The sequence below is a fragment of the Streptomyces sp. NPDC085481 genome (assembly GCF_044541845.1).
Lineage (GTDB): Bacteria > Actinomycetota > Actinomycetes > Streptomycetales > Streptomycetaceae > Streptomyces.
The window spans coordinates 1-19,392 of record NZ_JBITTJ010000020.1; the positions used below are offsets into that span (position 1 = coordinate 1).

At 72.0% G+C, this 19,392-nt stretch carries 20 protein-coding genes, 1 tRNA gene and 1 pseudogene; 8 read left to right on the top strand and 14 right to left on the bottom strand.

Features of this window, described 5'->3' with window-relative positions; translation table 11 throughout:
* The first annotated feature begins 217 nt into the window (after positions 1 to 217).
* The gene (locus tag ACIGEZ_RS31320) at positions 218 to 556 is read left to right on the top strand and encodes a DoxX family protein (RefSeq protein WP_399837895.1); all 339 of its coding nucleotides are present in this window, start codon (positions 218 to 220) and stop codon (positions 554 to 556) included.
* 4 nt (positions 557 to 560) lie between these two features.
* Here ACIGEZ_RS31320 and ACIGEZ_RS31325 read toward each other — a convergent pair.
* Together ACIGEZ_RS31325 and ACIGEZ_RS31330 are read right to left on the bottom strand one after the other, a co-directional pair.
* A pseudogene (locus ACIGEZ_RS31325) lies at positions 561 to 662 on the bottom strand (DUF397 domain-containing protein); the annotation flags it as partial.
* Positions 634 to 1,584: a Scr1 family TA system antitoxin-like transcriptional regulator gene (locus tag ACIGEZ_RS31330; protein ID WP_399837898.1), complete on the bottom strand. Its 951-nt coding sequence runs from the start codon at positions 1,582 to 1,584 to the stop codon at positions 634 to 636. The pseudogene ACIGEZ_RS31325 and the gene ACIGEZ_RS31330, both read right to left, overlap by 29 nt.
* Before the next feature lie 126 nt (positions 1,585 to 1,710).
* On the opposite strand from ACIGEZ_RS31330, the gene ACIGEZ_RS31335 reads away from it, so the two are divergent.
* From ACIGEZ_RS31335 to ACIGEZ_RS31350, 4 genes are all read left to right on the top strand, one after another.
* Complete coding sequence (locus tag ACIGEZ_RS31335; RefSeq protein ID WP_399837900.1) at positions 1,711 to 2,082, top strand: hypothetical protein; 372 nt, start codon at positions 1,711 to 1,713, stop codon at positions 2,080 to 2,082.
* Between the two features lie 12 nt (positions 2,083 to 2,094).
* On the top strand, positions 2,095 to 2,373 hold the full coding sequence (locus tag ACIGEZ_RS31340) for a hypothetical protein (RefSeq protein ID WP_399837903.1): 279 nt from the start codon (positions 2,095 to 2,097) through the stop codon (positions 2,371 to 2,373).
* Between the two features lie 78 nt (positions 2,374 to 2,451).
* On the top strand, positions 2,452 to 3,015 hold the full coding sequence (locus ACIGEZ_RS31345; RefSeq protein WP_399837905.1) for a TetR/AcrR family transcriptional regulator: 564 nt from the start codon (positions 2,452 to 2,454) through the stop codon (positions 3,013 to 3,015).
* Positions 3,012 to 3,995 carry an alpha/beta fold hydrolase gene (locus ACIGEZ_RS31350; protein WP_399837907.1) on the top strand — a complete coding sequence of 328 codons (984 nt, stop codon included), beginning with the start codon at positions 3,012 to 3,014 and terminating at the stop codon, positions 3,993 to 3,995. The genes ACIGEZ_RS31345 and ACIGEZ_RS31350 overlap by 4 nt, the downstream gene beginning before the upstream one ends.
* Here the strand turns inward: ACIGEZ_RS31350 and ACIGEZ_RS31355 are convergent.
* The 5 genes from ACIGEZ_RS31355 to ACIGEZ_RS31375 all read right to left on the bottom strand — a co-directional run bounded on the left by ACIGEZ_RS31355 (position 3,976) and on the right by ACIGEZ_RS31375 (position 7,902).
* Positions 3,976 to 4,266 (bottom strand): hypothetical protein, encoded by a 291-nt coding sequence (locus ACIGEZ_RS31355; RefSeq protein ID WP_399837909.1) that lies wholly within the window; start codon positions 4,264 to 4,266, stop codon positions 3,976 to 3,978. The two genes, ACIGEZ_RS31350 and ACIGEZ_RS31355, sit on opposite strands and share 20 nt — an antisense overlap.
* Positions 4,267 to 4,820: 554 nt before the next feature.
* Entirely contained in the window at positions 4,821 to 5,792 is a 972-nt protein-coding gene (locus ACIGEZ_RS31360) for a SigB/SigF/SigG family RNA polymerase sigma factor (protein WP_399837912.1), read from the bottom strand.
* Between the two features lie 235 nt (positions 5,793 to 6,027).
* A complete protein-coding gene (locus ACIGEZ_RS31365; protein ID WP_399837914.1) occupies positions 6,028 to 7,185 on the bottom strand; it encodes a SigB/SigF/SigG family RNA polymerase sigma factor in 1,158 nt (385 codons plus the stop codon).
* A 219-nt stretch (positions 7,186 to 7,404) separates the two neighbouring features.
* Positions 7,405 to 7,698 carry a Dabb family protein gene (locus ACIGEZ_RS31370; RefSeq protein ID WP_399837917.1) on the bottom strand — a complete coding sequence of 98 codons (294 nt, stop codon included), beginning with the start codon at positions 7,696 to 7,698 and terminating at the stop codon, positions 7,405 to 7,407.
* Positions 7,699 to 7,737: 39 nt separating this feature from the next.
* Positions 7,738 to 7,902: a hypothetical protein gene (locus ACIGEZ_RS31375; RefSeq protein WP_164986384.1), complete on the bottom strand. Its 165-nt coding sequence runs from the start codon at positions 7,900 to 7,902 to the stop codon at positions 7,738 to 7,740.
* A 411-nt stretch (positions 7,903 to 8,313) separates the two neighbouring features.
* Between ACIGEZ_RS31375 and ACIGEZ_RS31380 the strand changes: the two genes are divergently transcribed.
* Positions 8,314 to 12,243 (top strand): hypothetical protein, encoded by a 3,930-nt coding sequence (locus tag ACIGEZ_RS31380; RefSeq protein WP_399837919.1) that lies wholly within the window; start codon positions 8,314 to 8,316, stop codon positions 12,241 to 12,243.
* A gap of 54 nt (positions 12,244 to 12,297) precedes the next feature.
* Here ACIGEZ_RS31380 and ACIGEZ_RS31385 read toward each other — a convergent pair.
* The 4 genes from ACIGEZ_RS31385 to ACIGEZ_RS31400 all read right to left on the bottom strand — a co-directional run bounded on the left by ACIGEZ_RS31385 (position 12,298) and on the right by ACIGEZ_RS31400 (position 14,010).
* A tRNA-Ser gene (locus ACIGEZ_RS31385) sits at positions 12,298 to 12,385 on the bottom strand.
* Between the two features lie 67 nt (positions 12,386 to 12,452).
* Positions 12,453 to 12,881 (bottom strand): tRNA adenosine(34) deaminase TadA, encoded by a 429-nt coding sequence (gene tadA, locus ACIGEZ_RS31390; protein ID WP_399837921.1) that lies wholly within the window; start codon positions 12,879 to 12,881, stop codon positions 12,453 to 12,455.
* 179 nt (positions 12,882 to 13,060) lie between these two features.
* On the bottom strand, positions 13,061 to 13,588 hold the full coding sequence (locus ACIGEZ_RS31395) for a hypothetical protein (RefSeq protein WP_399837923.1): 528 nt from the start codon (positions 13,586 to 13,588) through the stop codon (positions 13,061 to 13,063).
* Positions 13,589 to 13,803: 215 nt separating this feature from the next.
* Positions 13,804 to 14,010, bottom strand: coding sequence for a hypothetical protein (locus ACIGEZ_RS31400; RefSeq protein WP_399837926.1), 207 nt, complete (start codon positions 14,008 to 14,010; stop codon positions 13,804 to 13,806).
* 103 nt (positions 14,011 to 14,113) lie between these two features.
* On the opposite strand from ACIGEZ_RS31400, the gene upp reads away from it, so the two are divergent.
* A complete protein-coding gene (gene upp, locus ACIGEZ_RS31405; RefSeq protein WP_399837929.1) occupies positions 14,114 to 14,749 on the top strand; it encodes a uracil phosphoribosyltransferase in 636 nt (211 codons plus the stop codon).
* A gap of 108 nt (positions 14,750 to 14,857) precedes the next feature.
* On the opposite strand, the gene ACIGEZ_RS31410 is transcribed toward upp, so the two are convergent.
* Both ACIGEZ_RS31410 and ACIGEZ_RS31415 read right to left on the bottom strand, forming a co-directional pair.
* Positions 14,858 to 15,490 carry a LytR C-terminal domain-containing protein gene (locus tag ACIGEZ_RS31410; protein WP_399837931.1) on the bottom strand — a complete coding sequence of 211 codons (633 nt, stop codon included), beginning with the start codon at positions 15,488 to 15,490 and terminating at the stop codon, positions 14,858 to 14,860.
* A 249-nt stretch (positions 15,491 to 15,739) separates the two neighbouring features.
* Positions 15,740 to 16,036: a type II toxin-antitoxin system VapB family antitoxin gene (locus tag ACIGEZ_RS31415; RefSeq protein ID WP_003949502.1), complete on the bottom strand. Its 297-nt coding sequence runs from the start codon at positions 16,034 to 16,036 to the stop codon at positions 15,740 to 15,742.
* Positions 16,037 to 16,131: 95 nt separating this feature from the next.
* Between ACIGEZ_RS31415 and ACIGEZ_RS31420 the strand changes: the two genes are divergently transcribed.
* Positions 16,132 to 17,706 carry a helicase HerA-like domain-containing protein gene (locus tag ACIGEZ_RS31420; RefSeq protein ID WP_399837934.1) on the top strand — a complete coding sequence of 525 codons (1,575 nt, stop codon included), beginning with the start codon at positions 16,132 to 16,134 and terminating at the stop codon, positions 17,704 to 17,706.
* On the opposite strand, the gene ACIGEZ_RS31425 is transcribed toward ACIGEZ_RS31420, so the two are convergent.
* Positions 17,707 to 19,260, bottom strand: a complete 1,554-nt coding sequence (locus tag ACIGEZ_RS31425; protein WP_399837937.1) for a M28 family metallopeptidase — start codon at positions 19,258 to 19,260, stop codon at positions 17,707 to 17,709.
* Between the last annotated feature and the right edge of the window lie 132 nt (positions 19,261 to 19,392).

Genomic DNA, 19,392 nt, shown 5'->3' on the forward strand with positions numbered 1-19,392 from the left:
CAGGGAGCGCCCTTGACGCGGTGGCGGAAGGCGCGACTCTCGGAAAGAGGGCGGCCGCACCAGAAGCCCACCAGGAACGCCCACCACAAGGGCCCGGACCCGCAGTTCACGTCGGCCGAAGAAAAAGTCGCCCGCGCGGTCACACGTACCGCCTGCGCGGGGTCAGAGGGGTGAGCGAGCGAGAAGCGTTCGCCGCAGTCCGGCAGAGGAGCCCCTCATGTCCACCACCGCCATCGTCGTCACCGCCGTCGCCGCCTTCATGGCCGGTTTCTCCGGTGCCTCGATCTTCTTCCGCGCCAAGTTCGTCGTCGAGCCGCTCGCCGAGTACGGCGTTCCGCGCTCGTGGTGGAACCTGCTGGGCGCGGCCAAGCTGGCCGGCGCGGTCGGACTCCTCGTCGGCTACGCCGTCCCGGCGATCGGTATCGCCGCCGCGATCGGCCTCGTCCTCTACTTCGCCGGTGCCGCCATCACCGTGATCCGCGCCCGCGCGTACGGGCACGTGCCGTTCCCGCTGCTCTACATGGCTCCGGCGGTCGCCGTCCTGGCCCTGGTGTGACGGTTCACAGGCTGTGGACGAAGACGTCCCACGCCGAACGACCGAAGACGACAGCAGGGCCCTCCGGGGCCTTGCTGTCACGTACGGGGACGAGGTCGGGGAATCCGGGGGCGACTTCGAGGCAGTTGCCGCCGTCGTTGCCGCTGTAGCTGCTCTTGATCCAAGCCGACGCGTCGAGTTCGTGCTTCTGCATGGTGCTCGTACCCCTTCATCGCCTCGCTGATCAAAGCGGCGGACTCGTCCGCTGACAGACTGTCTGCCCGGAGCACATCATAGGTCTGGCTATGCCGGGCGAAGAGGGCCGGATCATCGATGAAATGGCCTTGCCCCAGGGATTCCGAGTAGACCCACTCGTCCCCCTCCGGGAGACGGATCAGCGACATCGAGGTGTTGGGGCGGACCAGTTCGGCGCGGTCGGCAGGGGCGACCTGGATCACGAAGTTGGGCCGACGGCCCAACTCCAACAGGTGCGCGCACTGGTCGCGCATAACGGCGGCGTCGCCCACTACGTTCCGCAGACAGCTCTCGTCGACAACGGCCATGTACAGAGGGCCACCTTCTGCCAGGAATCGCTGCTGGCGGCTCAGTCGGGCTTTGACCCTCTTTTCGGCTGCGTCCGCTGTGGCGATCTGCGAGAGCAGAGCGTGCGCGTACTCCGGCGTCTGCAACAACCCCGGCACCACCTGCACCTGGTACTCCCGTAACGCCACCGCCTCGCCGTCCATCGCCGCGCGCCGCTCGAACCAGTCCGGGTGCTCCACCTGCGGGTACCAGTCGATCCGCCCCCACAACCGCAGCAACACCCCGCCCGTCCCCAGCACCTCATCGCACGCCTTCGCGAACGTCTCCGTCGGGACTCGCTTGGCCGCCTCCACGCGCGCCACCTGTGAGCGGTCGCAGTGGACGAGGTGGGCCAGGGCCTCCTGGGTGAGGCCCGCCGACTCCCGGTAATGCCGGAGGAGTTCGCCGAAGACGTCCGCCGTCGTGGCGGCTGCCTCCATGCTCACCCTCGCGTTTCTCTGGGTCATCCCAAACCCCCTCGTGACAGTGGCCCTTGGCACGCGGCGAGCGTTGTGGCCGCCCCTCCCATTGAGCAACGCTGAAGACACAGAGAGTAGTCGCCCGATCGGGTGAGCCGAGGAAGGAACCGAGGAATGGCAGGGCACACGGAGTGCGGGGCGTACCTGTACGACCCGGTCGCGCGGAAGGTCGGCGAGTACCGGGGGCAGGCCGGGCCGTACGCGATGCTGCGGCCGATCGGCGGAGGGCGCGAGTGGCAGGCGGACCCGGACGGGGTGCGGCCGGCCACCCAGGACGAGCGGCTCAGCGCCGGCGTACGCGCCGCCAACGAGCGGGCGAGTGCGACGTACGACGTGAGCCGCCCGCCCGCCCCCGTCCCGCACTGCGTCGAGTGCGGCGAACTCGCCGGCTCCCGCGCCGCCGCCCGCGCCCGGTTCGACTGGAGCGCCGAGACCGACGTGAACGTCCTGCTGCGGCGGCACCTCCAGTCGGGTCACCCCGAGTGACGTGCGGGTCCCTTGATCGTTGGCCTCGCCGTGAACATGAAGAAGCTGGCCGCCACGGCCACCCTGGCCCTCGCTGCCCTCGCCCTCGCCGCGCCCGCCCACGCCGCCCACGCCGCCGACGACGACGGCGACTTCGGCGGCGGCGGCAACGCCGCCGACGGCTGGAACTCCGCCGCGGCCGCCGTCTGCCGTCAGGAAGTCGCCGTCGTGCCCGTCATGGGTGACTGGGTCGGGGATCACGCCGACAACTGCTCCGACGGCAACGTCGTCGACCCCTCCGGACGTAGTTAGCCCCGCCCCGCCCCACCTCGCCCCACCTTCCTAGAGGTGCTAGGTTGACTCCTAGAGCCTCTAGGAAGGAGCTCGCGCATGGTGCGCGCCGGTATCACCCCCGACCTCCTCGTCCAGGCCGCCGCCGAGATGGCCGACGAGAACGGGTTCGACAAGGTCACCGTCTCCGCCCTCGCCCGCCGCTTCGGCGTGAAGGACGCGAGTCTCTACTCGCACATCCGCAACCTCCGCGACCTGCGCGTCCGGCTCGCCCTGCTCGCCACCGCCGAGATGAACGAGGCCATCGGCGCCGCCGTCGCCGGCCGCTCCGGCAAGGACGCGCTCGTCGCCTTCGCCGACGCCTACCGCGACTACGCGCTCGCCCACCCCGGCCGCTATACGGCCACGCAGCAGCGGATCGAGCCGGCCGAGGTGGCCGACACCGCCGCCTTCCGGCGCAGCGTCGAGCTCACCTACGGCATGCTCCGCGGCTACGGCCTCGCCGAGCCCGACATCACCGACGCCGGACGCCTGCTCCGCAGCACCTTCCACGGCTACATCCACATCGAACTGAGCGGCGGATTCGCCCACTCCCGGCCCGTCGCCGCGTCCTGGGCGCGCTCGCTCGACGCCCTCCACGACCTCCTGGAGAACTGGGCATGAACGTCGGCACGCTGAAGGTCCCCGGTGCCACCCTGCGCTACGAGGTCCGCGGCAGCGGTCCCGTCCTGCTGCTCATACCCGGCGGCGCCGGCGATGCCGGCCTGTACGAGGGGATGGCGGACCTGCTCGCGGCCGCCGGGCACACCGTGGTCTCGTACGACCAGCGCGGCCTCTCGCGCAGACCGCTCGACGGGCCGCTCGCCGACCAGCTCGTCGCCGAGTGGCGTGAGGACGCCCTGAGCGTCCTGGACGCGGTCGTCCCGGCCGGCGAGCAGGCGTACGTCTTCGGCAGCAGCTCCGGCGCCATCGTCGCGCTGGACCTGCTCGCCGCCCACCCCGAGCGGGTACGACGGCTGGTCGCCCACGAGCCGCCGCTGGTCGAGCTGCTCGCCGACCCGGATCCGTACCGTGCCCACTTCGCCGAGGTGCGCGAGCTGAACCGCACGCAGGGGCTCGGGCCCGCGATGGCGCGGTTCGCCGAGCAGCCGGGGGAGGGGCCGGGGGAGACCCCTGGGGAGGCGACCAGTGCGCCGGCGGCCGGAACCGCTGCGACCGATGCGGCTGCGACCGATGCGGTGGCGACCGATGAGCTGGCGACCGGCGCGGTGGCGACCGGCGCGGTGGCGACCGGCACGGTGGCGGCCGGTGAGCGCGGGCAGCAGCGGCCGCACGCCGAACTCCCGCCCAGCATCCGGCCGATGGCCGCCCGCATGACGGCCAACCTGCCGGTCTTCCTGGAGCACGTCCTGTGCCCCTTCTCCTCCTCGCGGCCCGATGTCGGCCGGCTGCACGCGGCCGCCGCGAAGCTGATCCTGGGCGTCGGCCGGGAGTCGGCCGGTCAGGAGGCGCTGGTCGGGCCGGCCCGGCGGCTCGCGGAGCTGACCGGCGCACCGACCGCCGAGTTCCCCGGCGGGCACGTGGGCTGCACCGAGTATCCGGGGGAGTTCGCGGCCCTGCTGCTCACTGCCATGCGGCGGTGACCTCGCGGGTGTCCACGTGCATGCCGAGCGGCACCCGCCAGGAGTCCACGCAGACCGTGTACGTCTCCGTCCGCACCGCCCCGGCGGCCAGGGGCGCGGGCAGCGGCCGGCTCGACCGGATGGTCCCCCAGTCGATGCCGAGGGCGCCGATGATGTGCGTGCCGAAGTCGACGGTTCCCGAACGGATCGCGGTGCCACCGGTGTTGCGGAAGGTGACGGTCACGTTCTCGCACCAGCGGGCGTCCGCGTCCGTGAGGGTGGGGGCGGACACGGTGAGTGCGGCGGGCGCCGGCGGGGGGCCGGTGGGCGCCGTCGTCGAGGGGGCCGGGGCCGGGGCGGGGGTGGGGGCGGGCGGTGCCGTGGTCCCCGGTGGTCGGTTGCCCGGTGTCCCCGCGGTACGGGGCGGGGGCGTGGCGCCCGTGCCCGTACGAGGGGTGTCCGGTGACCTCGGAGCCGTACCGCCGGGTGTCGTACCGCCAGGTGTCGTACCGCTCGGAGTCGTACCACCACCGCTCTCCGGCGGGCGTGACGTGCTCGACGTGTCTCCGGGGTCCTGGGAGTCCTGAGGGCCCCCGGATGCCGACGGGTCCAGTGGGACCAGTGTCACCGATCCCGATGGCGGTGCCGCTTCCTTCGGTGACGAGCCCGCGCCGACCGCCGCGTACCCCTCGCCGTCGTCGCCCGAGCCGCAGGCGGTCAGCGCTCCGCCGAGGCAGAGCGCGACCACCACGAGTCCCGGTCGCTTCCTTCGCCACACGGGCATGGACTTGGACTTGGACATGGACATGGGCGCAGTGTGGCTGACGATGCGTCAGCAAGGAAGGGTCAGTCCGCGATCAGGCCCTCGCGCAGCTGCGCCAGCGTCCGCGTGAGCAGCCGGGAGACGTGCATCTGGGAGATGCCGACCTCCTCGCCGATCTGCGACTGGGTCATGTTCGCGAAGAAGCGCAGCATGATGATCTGCCGCTCGCGGGGCGGGAGTTTGGCGAGCAGCGGCTTGAGCGACTCGCGGTACTCGACGCCCTCGAGGGCCGCGTCCTCGTAGCCGAGGCGGTCGGCGAGGGAGCCCTCGCCACCGTCGTCCTCGGGGGACGGGGAGTCGAGCGAGGAGGCGGTGTACGCGTTTCCGACGGCGAGGCCGTCGACCACGTCCTCCTCCGACACCCCGAGCACCGCGGCGAGTTCGGGCACGGTCGGGGAGCGGTCGAGCTTCTGCGCGAGCTCGTCGCTGGCCTTGGTCAGCGCGAGGCGCAGCTCCTGGAGGCGGCGCGGGACGCGCACCGACCACGAGGTGTCGCGGAAGAAGCGCTTGATCTCGCCGACCACGGTCGGCATCGCGAACGTCGGGAACTCCACGCCGCGTTCGCAGTCGAAGCGGTCGATCGCCTTGATCAGTCCGATCGTGCCGACCTGGACGATGTCCTCCATCGGCTCGTTGCGCGAGCGGAAACGGGCCGCCGCGTACCGGACGAGGGGGAGGTTGAGCTCGATGAGGGTGTCGCGGACGTAGGTCCGCTCCGGGCTGTCCGCGGCCACGCCCTCGTCGTCCAGGGCGCGCAGCCGGAGGAACAGGGAGCGGGAGAGGGTGCGGGTGTCGATGGCCTCGGGTGTGACGACCGGCGGGGCGGCGAGGGGTTCCTCGCTCTCCACGGCGGTCGGAGCCGTCGTCTGCGCGGGCACGGGCAGCGGCGCGGACGGCGACGCGGGGAGCGGCGCGGGCGTCGGCACGGGCGTCTGCACGGACTCGGGCATGGGCGTGAGCGTGAGCACCTTCGAGCTGCCCTGTTCTGCGGACATGCCACCCCCTTGAGGTCGCGGACGGTCGTGTCGGCCACGACCATCGGAGGAACGCAGCCTCCACCTGAATACCGGAGGCGGGGCTGCGGCAAACGCGGTTCCAGCAGAATGTCACATGTCGGCAACACGCTGTAGTGACTTGTCGACACAGCGAGGGTGAATATCCGCAGGAAACAAGGGGTGTGCGGCATTTGGGGTGCCGGAAAACTGCTCCGAAACGGTCTACCCGTTCCGGTTACACCTCGATCCGATTTGCGGATCTCAACCGGGCGAAGCTCCGGGCGAGGAGCCTTGACACATGCATCTGGGAGACCCCGAGCTCCTGGCTGATCTGAGACTGGGTCAGATTGCTGTAGTAGCGCAGCATCAGGATCCGCTGCTCGCGCTCGGGGAGCTGGACGAGCAGATGCCGTACGAGATCGCGGTGTTCGACACCGGCGAGCGCGGGGTCCTCGTAACCGAGCCGGTCGAGCAGTCCGGGCAGTCCGTCGCCCTCCTGGGCCGCCTCAAGGGAGGTGGCGTGGTAGGAGCGGCCGGCCTCGATGCAGGCCAGCACCTCGTCCTCGCCGATCTTCAGCCGTTCGGCGATCTCGGCGGTGGTGGGGGAGCGGCCGTGGGCGGTGGTGAGGTCCTCGGTGGCGCCGTTGACCTGCACCCACAGCTCGTGGAGGCGGCGGGGGACGTGGACGGTGCGGACGTTGTCGCGGAAGTACCGCTTGATCTCGCCGACGACGGTGGGCATGGCGAAGGTCGGGAACTGGACGCCCCGGTCGGGGTCGAAGCGGTCGATGGCGTTGATCAGGCCGATGGTGCCGACCTGGACGACGTCCTCCATCGGCTCGTTGCGGCTGCGGAAGCGGGCGGCGGCGTACCGCACGAGCGGCAGGTTGGCCTCGATCAGGGCCCCGCGCACCCGGTGGTGCTCGGGGCTGCCCGGCTCGAGGTTCTTGAGCTGCCCGAAGAGCACCTGCGTCAGGGCGCGGGTGTCGGCGCCGCGGGTGCTCTGGGGCCGGGGGCGCGGGGTCTCGGGGCCGCCGGGCTCGGTCTGGGGGGCGGCGGGGGCCGCGGACCCGTTTGCGGTCCCGGTACCGGTCCCGGTCGTGGTCGCGTGCGGGGTCGGGGTCCCGTGCGGGGCCGTGGCCCCGTTCGGGCTCGCGTTCGGGGTCGGGTTCGTGGTCCCGTTCGGGCTCGCGTTCGGGGTCGGGTTCGTGGTCCCGTTCGGGCTCGCGTCCAGGGTCGGGTTCGTCGTCCCGTTAGGGCTCGCGGTCCCGTTCGGGGGCGCCGTCGGCGTCGTGTTCGCGGTCGCGGTCGGGGTCTCGTACGGGGTCGCGTGCGGGGTTTCTTTCGGGGTCTCGTTCTGGGGCGGGACCTGAGGCGCTGTACTGGCCGGCACGTTCACGCCACCCCTTTGGCTGGTCTTGCTGGTGGACTGGCTTAAGTAGGTCAACTACGGTCAACTCATCCGTCAAAAGCGGTCATAGCATCACAAGACATGTCCACTGTGTGCAAGCACCGCATAACCACGTGTTGAGGGTGCGTTGGGCAGCAAAAACCCCGGGCCCCTCGCCGTGGTGGCGAGGGGCCCGGGGGAGACCGGAGGACCTGGCGGGTCCTAGAACTCGTAGTCGGCGATGACCCACGTCGCGAACTCGCGCCACTGGGCGACACCCGCCTGGTGGGCCGGGTGCTCCAGGTAGCGCTGCAGCGCGTCCTTGTCCTCGACGGCCGAGTTGATGGCGAAGTCGTAGGCGATCGGCCGGTCCGAGATGTTCCAGGCGCACTCCCAGAACGTCAGCTCGGGGATCTGGGAGCCCAGCGCGCGGAAGGCCTCGACGCCGGCGGCCACGCGCGGCTCGTCGCGCTGCACGCCGTCGTTGAGCTTGAAGAGGACCAGATGGCGGATCACGGCGGGTACTCCCGGTGGTGCGGGTCGTCCTAGGTCGTCCTAGTTGACGAGCTCGGTCATGAACTGGCCTACGCCTTGAGCGGCGCTCGATATGCCCTCGAACCCTACCTGGACGAGATCCGCCGCCCGGGCCGGGGACGTGATGATCGTGTACAGCACAAAGACCACGACCGCATAGAGCGCGATCTTCTTCGCCTGCGCCATCCGCCTGCCCTCCCCTGCCGCCCGCTGCGCGGTCGCCGAGTCTAGCCCAGCCCCTCCTCACGGGGCCTTTATGGACCAAGGGCCCGGCGGCAGGGGCCTTTTGCCGACGTCCGGCAGGGTGCCGGACGCGCAGTATGGATGTCGAGCCCGGCGGATCTGGCAGGAATCCGCAGGGCTGAGGAGCCGGCCCTCACTGCGGGGTCCGTGCCGCGTGCTTCCCCCTGACTGCGGCGCAGGACTTACAGGACCGGCTCTCATCGGGGGGAGCGGCTTGTCCCCCCGATGCCGCTCCCCCCGTCCTCGACTTTCCTGACTGCCTGTAGGTGTCATGCGCATGGCCGCGTGCATGGTGCTGCGGCTAGTGTGACGACGCTTCACGTACGCGACGGGCGTTCCCGAGGGGGCCGAGCGGTGAGCACGGTGGACGACGGCGGCAGCGACCACGGCTACGACGGTCGCAGAGACGGCGACAGTGAGGGCGGCTACGACGCCGGCAGCGGCTCGGAGGCCGAGCCCCCACGCTCCTACGCCTCCGCGCGCGACATGTACATCGCCGAGCAGGGCGACGTCCACCTCTACGTCGAGCACCCCGACGGCCGCGAGCACCACACCGTGGGCCCGATCGTCGACGGCTGCCCCTACCCGGGTCTCTCCGCCTTCACCGCCGACGAGGCGGACCGTTTCTTCGGCCGGCGCAGACTCCTCACCGAACTCGGCGAGCGGCTCGCCGAGTGCCACGCCGCCCGCACTCCGGTCGTCGTCGTCGCCCCGTCTGGCGCGGGCAAGACCTCCCTGCTCCAGGCCGGCCTGTGGCAGGACCTCGACCGGGGCGGGGTGCCGGTGCCGGGCTCGCGGCACTGGCCCAGGGTGTTGCTGACGCCGACGGCGCAGCCCGTACGGGAGCTCATCGGGCGCCTGGCGGGTGTCACAGGTGACGACCAGGACCGCTTGGCGGCCTGGTGGGCGGGCGACCGCTCACGGTTCGCGGACCGGCTGCGCCGGGCCACGCCGGAGGGCGGGCGGATCCTCGTGGTCGTCGACCAGGCGGAGGAGCTCTTCACCCTCTGCCCGGACCCCACCGAGCGGCAGGCCTTCGTCGACCTCCTCGCCTGGCTCGCGAACCCCGCCGACCACGGCGACCCCGCCGCCCCCGGCGACACCCGCACCGCCGCTCGCCCTGGCGACCGCCGCCCCGTCGCCACCCCCGGCGACCATCGCACCGGCGCCGGCCCCACCGGCGCCGGCCCCGCCGCCGCCGGCCGCCCCGCCGCCGGCCCCGGCGCCCGCGCCCCCCTCGGCCTCGTCGTACTCGCGCTCCGAGCCGACTTCTACGCCCGCTGCGCGGAGCTTCCCTGGCTGCGGACCGCCGTACAGAAAGGCCAGCTCCTGCTCTCCCCGATGACCCGCGAGGAACTCCTCGACGCGATCAGGCTCCCGGCCAGGGCGGCCGGATTGCGGCTCGAACCGGGGCTGGTCGAGATCCTCCTCACCGACTTCGGCGCGACGGCCGGCGAGGCCGGCGGCGAGGCCGGCGGGCTCCCGCTCCTCGCCCACGCCCTGCGCGCCACCTGGCAGAACCGCAGCGGCCGGCTCCTCACCGTCCACGGCTACACCAGCACCGGCGGCGTCGCCCACGCCCTGGGCAACAGCGCCGACCGCGTCTACGACCGGCTCGACCCGGCGGCCCGGAGCGCCGCCCGCCGGCTCTTCCTCGGCATGGTCACGATCGGCGAGGACACCGCCGACAGCCGCCGCCGGGTCCGCCGCGACCAGCTCCTCGCCACCGTCCCCGACCAGGAGGCCGCCGAGGCAGTCCTGGCCGCCTTCACCAGCCGGCGGCTGCTCGTCCAGGAACGGGAGACGGTCTCGATCACCCACGAGGCACTCCTGACCGCCTGGGACAGCCTCCACGGCTGGATCAACGACGACCGGCCCCGCAACCTCGCCCTCCAGGAACTGGACGCCGCCGCCCGCGCCTGGCACGCCACCGGCCGCGAACCCGACGCCCTCCACCGGGGCAAGCCCCTCGACCGCGCCCTCGCGGTGGCGCCACGGCCCGCGCGGCCGGAGGAGGACGATCCCCTCAGGCGCGACTTCCTCGACGCGTCGTTACGCCTCCGCAAGCGGACGGTACGGAACAGGCGGCGGCTCGTCGCCGTCCTGGTCGCCCTGGTGCTCGTGGCCGGTACGGCCGCCGTGGCCGCCGTACGGCAGCGGGACGCGGCACAGGCCGAGCAGCGGGCGGCCCTCGTCTCGCGGATCGTCACGCAGGCGGACACACTGCGCGGCGCGGACCCGGCGCTCGCGGCCCAGCTGGACCTGGTCGCCCACCGCCTCGCACCGCGCCGCGACACCACCATGAACCTCCTCGTCGACGGCAACGCGATCCTGCCGAGGACGCTCACCGGGCTGGGGATCCTCGTGCACCTCGTGGCGTACCGCCCGGACGGGCGGGTCCTCGCCGCGGCGGACGGGCGGGGCACGCTCCGGCTCTGGGACGTCTCCGACCGGTCCCGCCCCCGGCCCCTCGGCGAGCCGCTCGACAGCAATCCGCTCGCCACCTTCCTCACCTTCAGCCCCGACGGGCGAACCCTGGCCAGCGGCGGCTTCGGTGAGAAGGTCCGGATGTGGAACGTCGCCGACCCCGCCCGTCCCGCCCGCCTCGACCTGCCGCTCGACGCCCAGGGCGGCAAGGTGGTGCTCGTGGCGTTCAGCCCGGACGGGCGTCTGCTCGCCGGCAACGGACCCAAGGGCCGGATCCTCTTCTGGGACCTCACCGACCCGGCCCGCCCCGCCCTGCTGCGCCAGCCGCTCACCGGCTCGACCGGTTTCCGGAGCCTGGCCTTCGGCCCCGACGGCCGTACTCTCACCGCCGGGGGCAACGAGAGCGCCGTACTGGTGTGGGACCTCGCCCACCCGACGCGCCCGCCCACGCAGCTCAAGCCGCCGAACCCGGCCATCAGGCCGTACCGGGTGGCGTACAGCCCGGACGGGCGGACCCTCGCCACGAGCAACGACAAAAGGGTCTGGCTGTGGAACCTCACGGACCCGGCCCGGCCCACCCGGCTTCCCCTGTACCTCCCGGCCACGGCCGACGTGAACGGCCTTGCGTTCAGTCCGGACGGGCAGACCCTCGCCGTCTCCGACCGCGCCCGGACGGTAGGCCGGTGGAACGTCGCCGACCCGGCCGCCCCCAAGGGACGGCCCGCCGTCCCCAACGCCGTGGACGAGATCGGGGCGATCGCCTTCAGCCCGGACGGGCGAACCCTGGCCGGCGGCACGGGCAACGGCACCCTCAAGCTGTGGAGCCTCCCCGGCGGGACCCTTCCCGCGGCCGCGTACGACAGCAGGGCGCTGGCCTTCGCCCCGGACGGCCGGACGCTCGCCACCGGCGGAAAGGACGGCAGGGCCCGCCTGTGGAGCCTCGCCGACCCGGCCCGCCCCCGCGCCCTCGGCGAGGTCGCCGCAGGTACGGACGAGGTGACCGCCCTCGGCTTCGGCCCGGACGGGCGCACGCTCGCGGTCGGCGGGAGCGACGGCGACCTCGGCCTGTGGAACGTCGCCGACCCGTCCCGCCCCCGGCCGCTCGGCTGGCCCGCCCGGCTCGCCGACGAGGGGCGGCCACTGGCCCTGAGCCCGGACGGCCGCACCCTGGCCGCCGCCGGCAGGACGGCGGTCACTGTACGGAGCCTCGCGGATCCCGCACGGCTGGCCGAGGCGGACGGGTCCCTGACGCATGAGAAGGGCGTCGACTCACTGACCGTCAGCTCCGACGGGCGCACCGTCGGCGTCGGGTACGCCGATGGCAGGTTCGCGCTGTGGGACGTCACGAAGCCGCGGCCGGTCGCCGAGCTCGACGGTTCGCCGGATGCCACGTGGGAGCGCCACAGCGTGGCCTTCGCCCCGGACGGGCGCACCCTCGCGAGGGCCATCGGGGACACGACGACCCTGTGGAACCTCGACGACCCGGCCCGGCCCACGGCGCTGGGCACGCTGGCCGGAAGCAGCGCCGTCGAGACCCTGGCCTTCGCCCCGCGCGGCGACCTGCTGGCCGAAGGAAACGCCGACGGCACCATCAGGTTCACCGACCCGGACCGTCCCACGGGCCTGAGCCGTGCCCTGAGCAGCCACCCGGGGCGCGTCGAAGCCCTCGCCTTCAGCCCCGACGGGCGGACCCTCGCCGGGGCCGGCGTCGACCAGCCCGTCCGCCTCTGGTCCACCGCCCCCGACGCCGCCGCCCGTTGGATCTGCGCCGCCACCGGTGCCACCCTCACCCCGGCCCAATGGGCGCAGTACGTCCCCGGGTTGGCGTACGACCCGCCGTGCCCTGCCGAGAACTAGGGGGGCATGAAAAAACCTCCCCGACCCGCGTTTCCGCAGTTCGGGGAGGTTTTCTGGCGGTAGCGGAGGGATTTGAACCCTCGGTGACTTGCGCCACACTCGCTTTCGAGGCGAGCTCCTTCGGCCGCTCGGACACGCTACCGAGAGAGAGCTTAGCCCAAAGGTGCCCGTGGACTGAAATCCATAAGTCCTCGCAGGTCGGCCGGGGGTCAGCGGTCCCGGAAGAAGCGGGTGAGCTGGAGCGAGCACTGTTCTTCGAGCACCCCGTGGATCACCTCGGGCCGGTGGTTGAGCCGCCGGTCGCGTACGAGGTCCCAGAGCGAGCCGGTCGCGCCCGCCTTCTCGTCGAACGCGCCGAACACCACCCGTTCGACCCGCGCCTGCACGAGCGCGCCCGCGCACATCACGCAGGGCTCCAGGGTCACGACGAGCGTGCAGCCGGTCAGCCGCCACTCGCCGGTCTCCGCGGCCGCCCGGCGCAGGGCGAGGACCTCGGCGTGGGCGGTCGGGTCGCCGGTGGCCTCGCGCTCGTTGTGGCCGAGGGCGAGGACCGTGCCGTCCGCGGCGAGTACGACGGCGCCGACCGGCACGTCGCCGGCCAGCGCGGCCTTGTCGGCCTCGGCGAGAGCCAGCCGCATCGGGTCCCGCCAGGGGTCCCGTACGGGATCGGCGCCCGCGCCCGGGCCGGGTTCTGCGCCTGGGCCGGGTTCTGCGTCCGGGCCGGGTTCTGCGCCTGGGCCGGGTTCTGCGTCCGGGCCACGTTCTGCGCCCGGGCCGGGTTCTGCGCCCGCGCCCGGGCCACGTACGGCGAGCGGCACTAGCGCACGGCCTCCAGGATCTCCCCGGCGCCGAGGACCTCCGCGATCTCGCCCAGGGCGTCCTCCTCCAGGGCGAGCAGCTGCCGCTCGGTCAGTCCGAGGTCGGCGAGGATCTGCCCGTCGCCGAGCGGACCCGACGGGACGACGCTGTCCTCGTCGGTGTCCTCGTCGCGCGCCTCGGCCTCCGGCTCCCCGTCCTCGGTGCCGTCCAGGTCGACCAGATCGTCGAGCGCGTCGGGGCGCTCGTTGTCGCCGAGGAGTTCGCTGGTGAGCATCTCCCCGTACGAGGAGCGGGCGGCGGCGGCCGCGTTCGAGACGAAGACGCGGGGGTCGTCCTCACCGTCGACGCGGACGAGCGCGAACCACGCGTCCTCCTGCTCGATGAAGACGATCACCGTCTCCATCTCGTCGGCTGCGGACTGGCGGGCCAGATCGGCGAGGTCCGCCAGCGTTTCCACGTTGTCGAGCTCTGTATCGCTCGCTTCCCACCCGTCTTCGGTGCGCGCGAGCAGTGCGGCGAAGTACACCTGACTCTCCCACTGATCAGAGGTGTGACGATCCGGCGCGGCGCTCCTGATGCCCCGCCCAATCGGCATCGTGGCAGAAACCGGGGCCTCAGGAGAGGTCTTCGGCTGTTGCGTCGTGCATCAGTCTGAACGACACCGCGATCGGGTGGGCGTGCGACCCCGGCGCACAGAGGGGGCGCATCGCCCGTCCGGCCCGGCGGTGCCTCGCGGGCCGGTCACCAGCGGAAGGTCCGCATGCGCATCGCCTGCCGCATCCGCGCCGCCCGGGCGCGCCGGGGCTGCACGCGGTCGCGCAGCGCCTTGGCCTCGTTCAGTTCGCGCAGGAACTGGGCGCGGCGCCTGCGGCGTTCCGCGTCGGTCTCGTGGCGCGGCTCCTCGGCGTGCGAGGCCGTCTCGCCGGGCGTCTCTTCCAGGTCGGGCATAGGCCACACCACCCCATCCCCATGGCTGGGTCCGGTCCCTGTGCTGCCCTCCCACCTTCCCTCGCTGGCATGGGTTGACGCCAGTCCCGGCTACTGTTGGGGCATGCGTCTCCACGTCGTCGATCACCCGCTGGTCGCCCACAAGCTCACCACGCTGCGCGACAAGCGCACGGACTCCCCGACCTTCCGCCGACTGGCCGACGAGCTGGTCACCCTGCTCGCCTACGAGGCCACCAGGGACGTGCGCACCGAGCAGGTCGACATCGAGACCCCCGTCACGCCGACGACCGGTGTGAAGCTCTCGTACCCGCGGCCGCTGGTGGTCCCGATCCTGCGGGCGGGTCTCGGCATGCTCGACGGCATGGTGCGGCTGCTGCCGACCGCCGAGGTGGGCTTCCTGGGCATGATCCGCAACGAGGAGACGCTGGAGGCGTCGACCTACGCCACGCGGATGCCGGAGGACCTGTCGGGCCGCCAGGTGTACGTCCTCGACCCGATGCTCGCGACCGGCGGCACGCTGGTGGCGGCGATCCAGGAGCTGATCAAGCGCGGTGCGGACGACGTGACCGCGGTCGTGCTGCTCGCCGCCCCGGAGGGCGTCGAGGTCATGGAGCGCGAGCTGGCGGGCACGCCGGTGACGGTCGTGACGGCCTCGGTCGACGAGCGGCTCAACGAGCACGGCTACATCGTCCCGGGCCTGGGCGACGCGGGCGACCGCATGTACGGGTCGGCCGAGTAGGACCTCTCCGGGCGGGCCAGGACCAGGACCAGGCCCCAGGAAAACGACCCGGGACCTGGGCGCTCGACGCCGAGTCCCGGCCGGCCGTTCGACGCCGGCCGGCCCGGCTCAGCAGCGACCCGGGACCGGCTTGGGCTTGTTCAGGGCCGTGAGGGCCGCGTCCGCCGCCGCCTTCGGGTCCAGGGTCTTGAAGGCCGTACCGATGATCAGGTCGACGTCCGCCGTGGTGCGGGCGTCGACCTTTGTCGTGGCGCCCTTCAGCTGGGTGCCGAGCACGGAGAAGGCCCCCTTGGTGGCGGCCGGGGCGCCGAGCAGCAACCCGTTGCCGGGCACCTTCTTGTCGTACGCCGTGGGGGCGTTGCCCACCTTGCCGATGGTGAAGCCGCGCTTCTTCAGCTCGTCCGCGGTCGTCTTGGCGAGACCGCTGCGCGGGGTCGCGTTGTAGACGTTGACCGTGATCTGGCCGGGCTTGGGGAGGGCGGCGGCGCCGGGCTGGGCGGTCGCCTTGGGCGCCGGTTTGCAGTCGGCCTGTTTCCCGGCGGCCGTCGTGGTCTTCTCGTCGCCGCCGGAGAAGACGTCGACGAGCTGCAGCGTTCCCCAGCCGGCCGCGCCGAGCACGAGCACGGCGGCCGTGGCCCCGAGGACGATCCTGCGCCGGCGGTGGGGGCGGCGCATGCGCGGGTAGACATCGCCCGTGATGCGGTACTTTCCGCCCATTCCGGGGGGAGTGAGCATGCTCATGGACGCAGCGTAATGCCGCTGGTGGGCGATGGATACTGGACGATCATGTGATCGCGTCCGGATGGCCGCGAAGGGACCCCGAAAGGGCCATAGGGCACGCCCCCTACGGATCGGCGATCACGCCCCCTACGGATCAGCGGACACGCCCCGAGTGGGTCGGCGATCACGCCCCCTACGGATCAGCGGACACGCCCCCGAACGGATCGGCGGACACGCCCCGAATGGGTCGGCGAACACGCCCCGAAAGGGTCAGTCGAGCTCGAGCACCCGGGCGTGCAGCACCTGTCGCTGCTGGAGTGCGGCGCGGACCGCGCGGTGCAGTCCGTCCTCCAGGTAGAGGTCGCCCCGCCACTTCACGACGTGCGCGAAGAGGTCCCCGTAGAAGGTCGAGTCCTCGGCGAGCAGCGTCTCCAGGTCCAGCTGGCCCTTGGTCGTCACCAGCTGATCGAGGCGGACCGGGCGCGGTGCCACGTCCGCCCACTGCCGGGTGCTTTCCCGGCCGTGGTCGGGATACGGCCGGCCGTTTCCGATGCGCTTGAAGATCACACGGAAAGCCTACCGGGCGAGCGCCTCCCGGCGCAGCCACGCGAAGCCGGTGCGATGCTGGGACAAACCACTTGAAATACGGACAGGGGACCGTCATGAGCGTGAGCGAGCAGCCGTCGACCACCCCCACGGCGGAGATCGCCGCGGGCTACGCCTTCGACGGAGCCGCACTCGATCTGGGGGCCCTGCTCTGGGACGGCGAGTGTCACCCGGACGCGCCGATCCGCATCCCGCTGCCCATGCTCAACCGCCACGGCCTGGTCGCCGGCGCGACCGGCACCGGCAAGACCAAGACGCTCCAGCTGATCGCCGAGCAGCTCTCCGCCAACGGCGTGCCCGTCTTCCTCGCCGACATCAAGGGCGACGTCTCCGGCGTCTCCGCGCCCGGCGCGGACGGCGCGAAGGTCCGCGAACGGGCCGCCCAGGTCGGGCAGGAGTGGACGCCCAGCGGCTTCCCCTGCGAGTTCTACGGCCTCGGCGGCACCGGCGCCGGCATCCCGATCCGCGCCACCGTCACCAGCTTCGGCCCGGTCCTCCTGTCGAAGGTCCTCCAGCTCAACCAGACCCAGGAGCAGTCGCTCGGCCTGATCTTCCACTACGCCGACGCCAAGGGCCTGGAGCTGTACGACCTGAAGGACCTGCGGGCGGTGGTCGCCTTCCTCGTCTCGGACCAGGGCAAGGCGGAGCTGAAGGGGATCGGCGGGCTCTCGACGGTGACGGCGGGGGTGATCCTGCGCGCGATCACCGCCTTCGAGCAGCAGGGCGCCGGAGGGTTCTTCGGGGAGCCGGAGTTCGACACGGGCGAGTTCCTGCGGACGGCCGCGGACGGCCGCGGCATCGTCTCCGTACTGGAGCTGGCGGCCGTGCAGGACAAGCCGCAGCTGTTCTCGACCTTCCTGATGTGGCTGCTGGCCGATCTCTACGGCGATCTGCCGGAGGTCGGCGACGTCGAGAAGCCCAAGCTGGTCTTCTTCTTCGACGAGGCCCATCTGCTGTTCAGCGGGGCCTCGAAGGCGTTCCTGGAGTCGATCACGCAGACGGTGCGGCTGATCCGCTCCAAGGGCGTGGGGGTCTTCTTCGTGACGCAGACCCCGAAGGACGTGCCCTCCGACGTGCTCGCCCAGCTCGGCAACCGGGTCCAGCACGCGCTGCGCGCCTTCACGCCGGATGACGCGAAGGCGCTGAAGGCGACCGTACGGACCTTCCCGAAGTCGGCGTACGACCTGGAGGAGGTGCTGACCGGGCTCGGCACGGGCGAGGCCGTGATCACCGTACTGAGCGAGAAGGGCGCCCCGACCCCGGTGGCGGCGACCCGGCTGCGGGCGCCGCAGTCGCTGATGGGCCCGGTCCCGGCGGCCGATCTGGAGGCGGCGGTGAAGGGCTCGCCGCTGTACGGACGGTACGCGCAGGCGGTGGACCGGGAGTCGGCGTACGAGAAGCTGACGGCCGAGCAGCAGGCGGCGGAGGCGACGGCGGAGCGGGCCGCGGCGGAGCAGGAAGAAGCGAGGGCTCCTCGGCAGGCGCAGCCGAAGCCGCCGAAGGAGGAGCCCTCGCTCGTCGAACAGGTCGTGGGGAGCGGCCTGTTCAAGTCCCTGGCGCGGTCGGTCGGCACCCAGGTGGGCCGGGAGATCTCCCGTTCGCTCTTCGGGACCGCGCGCAGGCGGAGGTAGTTACTGCGTGACCTCGTCGTGGTCGCCGTGCAGGCCGCCGCCGCTGCCCGCGTCGCCGGTGGTCGGGACGGAGACGACCGGCTTCTTCAGGGAGCTGATGTCGTGGGCGTAGGTGCCCACGGCGTTGGCGATGACGTCGATGTTGACGTCGAAGGCCGTCATGTTGATGTTGTGGATGTCGTCGCCCTTGGCGTGGTAGTTCACGTCGTACGCGACTCCCGCCTGGCCGCCGAACTTCTGGGCCTGGGCGGCGGTCTTGATGCCCTCGGCGCCGGTGAAGGTGCCGCCGGAGGGGATGCCGGCCTCGATGAACGGGCCGTAGTCGGAGCGGCCGGTGAAGTCGGTGCCCTCGCGCGCGACCCCGCGCTTGTCGAGGTAGTCGTTGATGTCGCGCTCCAGCTGGGCGGAGCCCTCGGGGCCGGCGCCCGCGCCGACGCCGTCGGAGTCGTCGCCGTCGTAGACGAAGAGTCCGTAGTTCGGCGAGGCGATCATGTCGAAGTTGAGGTAGAGCTTGATCTCCTTCTTGTCGAGGGAGCTCAGGTTGGCGACGTAGTGCTCGGAGCCGAGCAGACCGTTCTCCTCGGCGGACCACCAGGCGAAGCGGATCTTGTTGCGGACCTTGTCCTTCGACTTGGCGAGCTCCAGGGCGGTCTGGAGGAGACCGGCGGAGCCGGAGCCGTTGTCGTTGATGCCCGGTCCGGCGGTGACGGAGTCGAGGTGGGAGCCGAGGACCACGGTGTTGGCGGCGTTGCCGCCCTTGGTCTCCGCGATGACGTTGTTGGTGGAGCGCTTCTCCTGGAACTGGCGGATCTCGAAAGAGAGGTTCACCGGGCCCTTCGCGAGCTCGCCGGCCAGCTTCTCGCCCTCGGCCTGCGTGATGCCACCGGTCGGGATCTTGCCGGCGGCCGCGTCGCCGAGGGTGCCGGAGAGGACGCCCTCGGCGTTGTTGTAGACGATCGCGCCGACGGCGCCGGCCGCGGCCGCGACCTCCTGCTTGACGGCGAAGGCGCAGCCGCCGCGCTTGATGAGCGCGATCTTGCCGGTGAAGGTGCCGGAGGCGTAGTCGCCGGGCTCGCAGCCGGTGGTGCCGTCGGCGTCGACGGGGACGGCGGCGAGGTCGGCCTTGATGCCGCCCACCGGGGTCGACTTGGTGTAGGTCATCGCGCGGATCGGGAGGTCGCGCGGTGCGGGGGAGAGGACGGCGGCCTTCTCGGCGAGCGTCTCGGTGTAGATGAAGTCGAACTTCTGGTACGTGACGGCGTAGCCGGCCTTCTTGAGCTGCGTGTACACGTACGCGGCCGAGGCGTCGTGTCCGAGCGAGCCGGCCGCGCGGTGGCCGCCGGCCGAGTCGGCTATCGCCTGGAACTTCTGCAGGTGCTTGTAGGCGTCCTGGGCGGACGTCTCACGGACCAGCTTCTTCGCCAGCTTCGCGGCGTCGCGGGCCGGTGCGGCCCCGGGGGCGGGGGTGGCGGTGGCGGGCGCGGCCAGCACCAGCGGGGTGGCGAGTGCGGCTGCGGCCAGAACGGCGGCGGCTCTGCGCTGGGATGCGTTCACAGAAGTCCTTCCCGGTTCTTATGAGGTTGAGGGGAAGTTAGCGATCTCCAGGTCTTTTTGTGAACACATCCGGCACAATTCCTGTCAGGTAGAGCAGGATTGACATCTGGAGTTAGCAATTCCGGCCCTGTG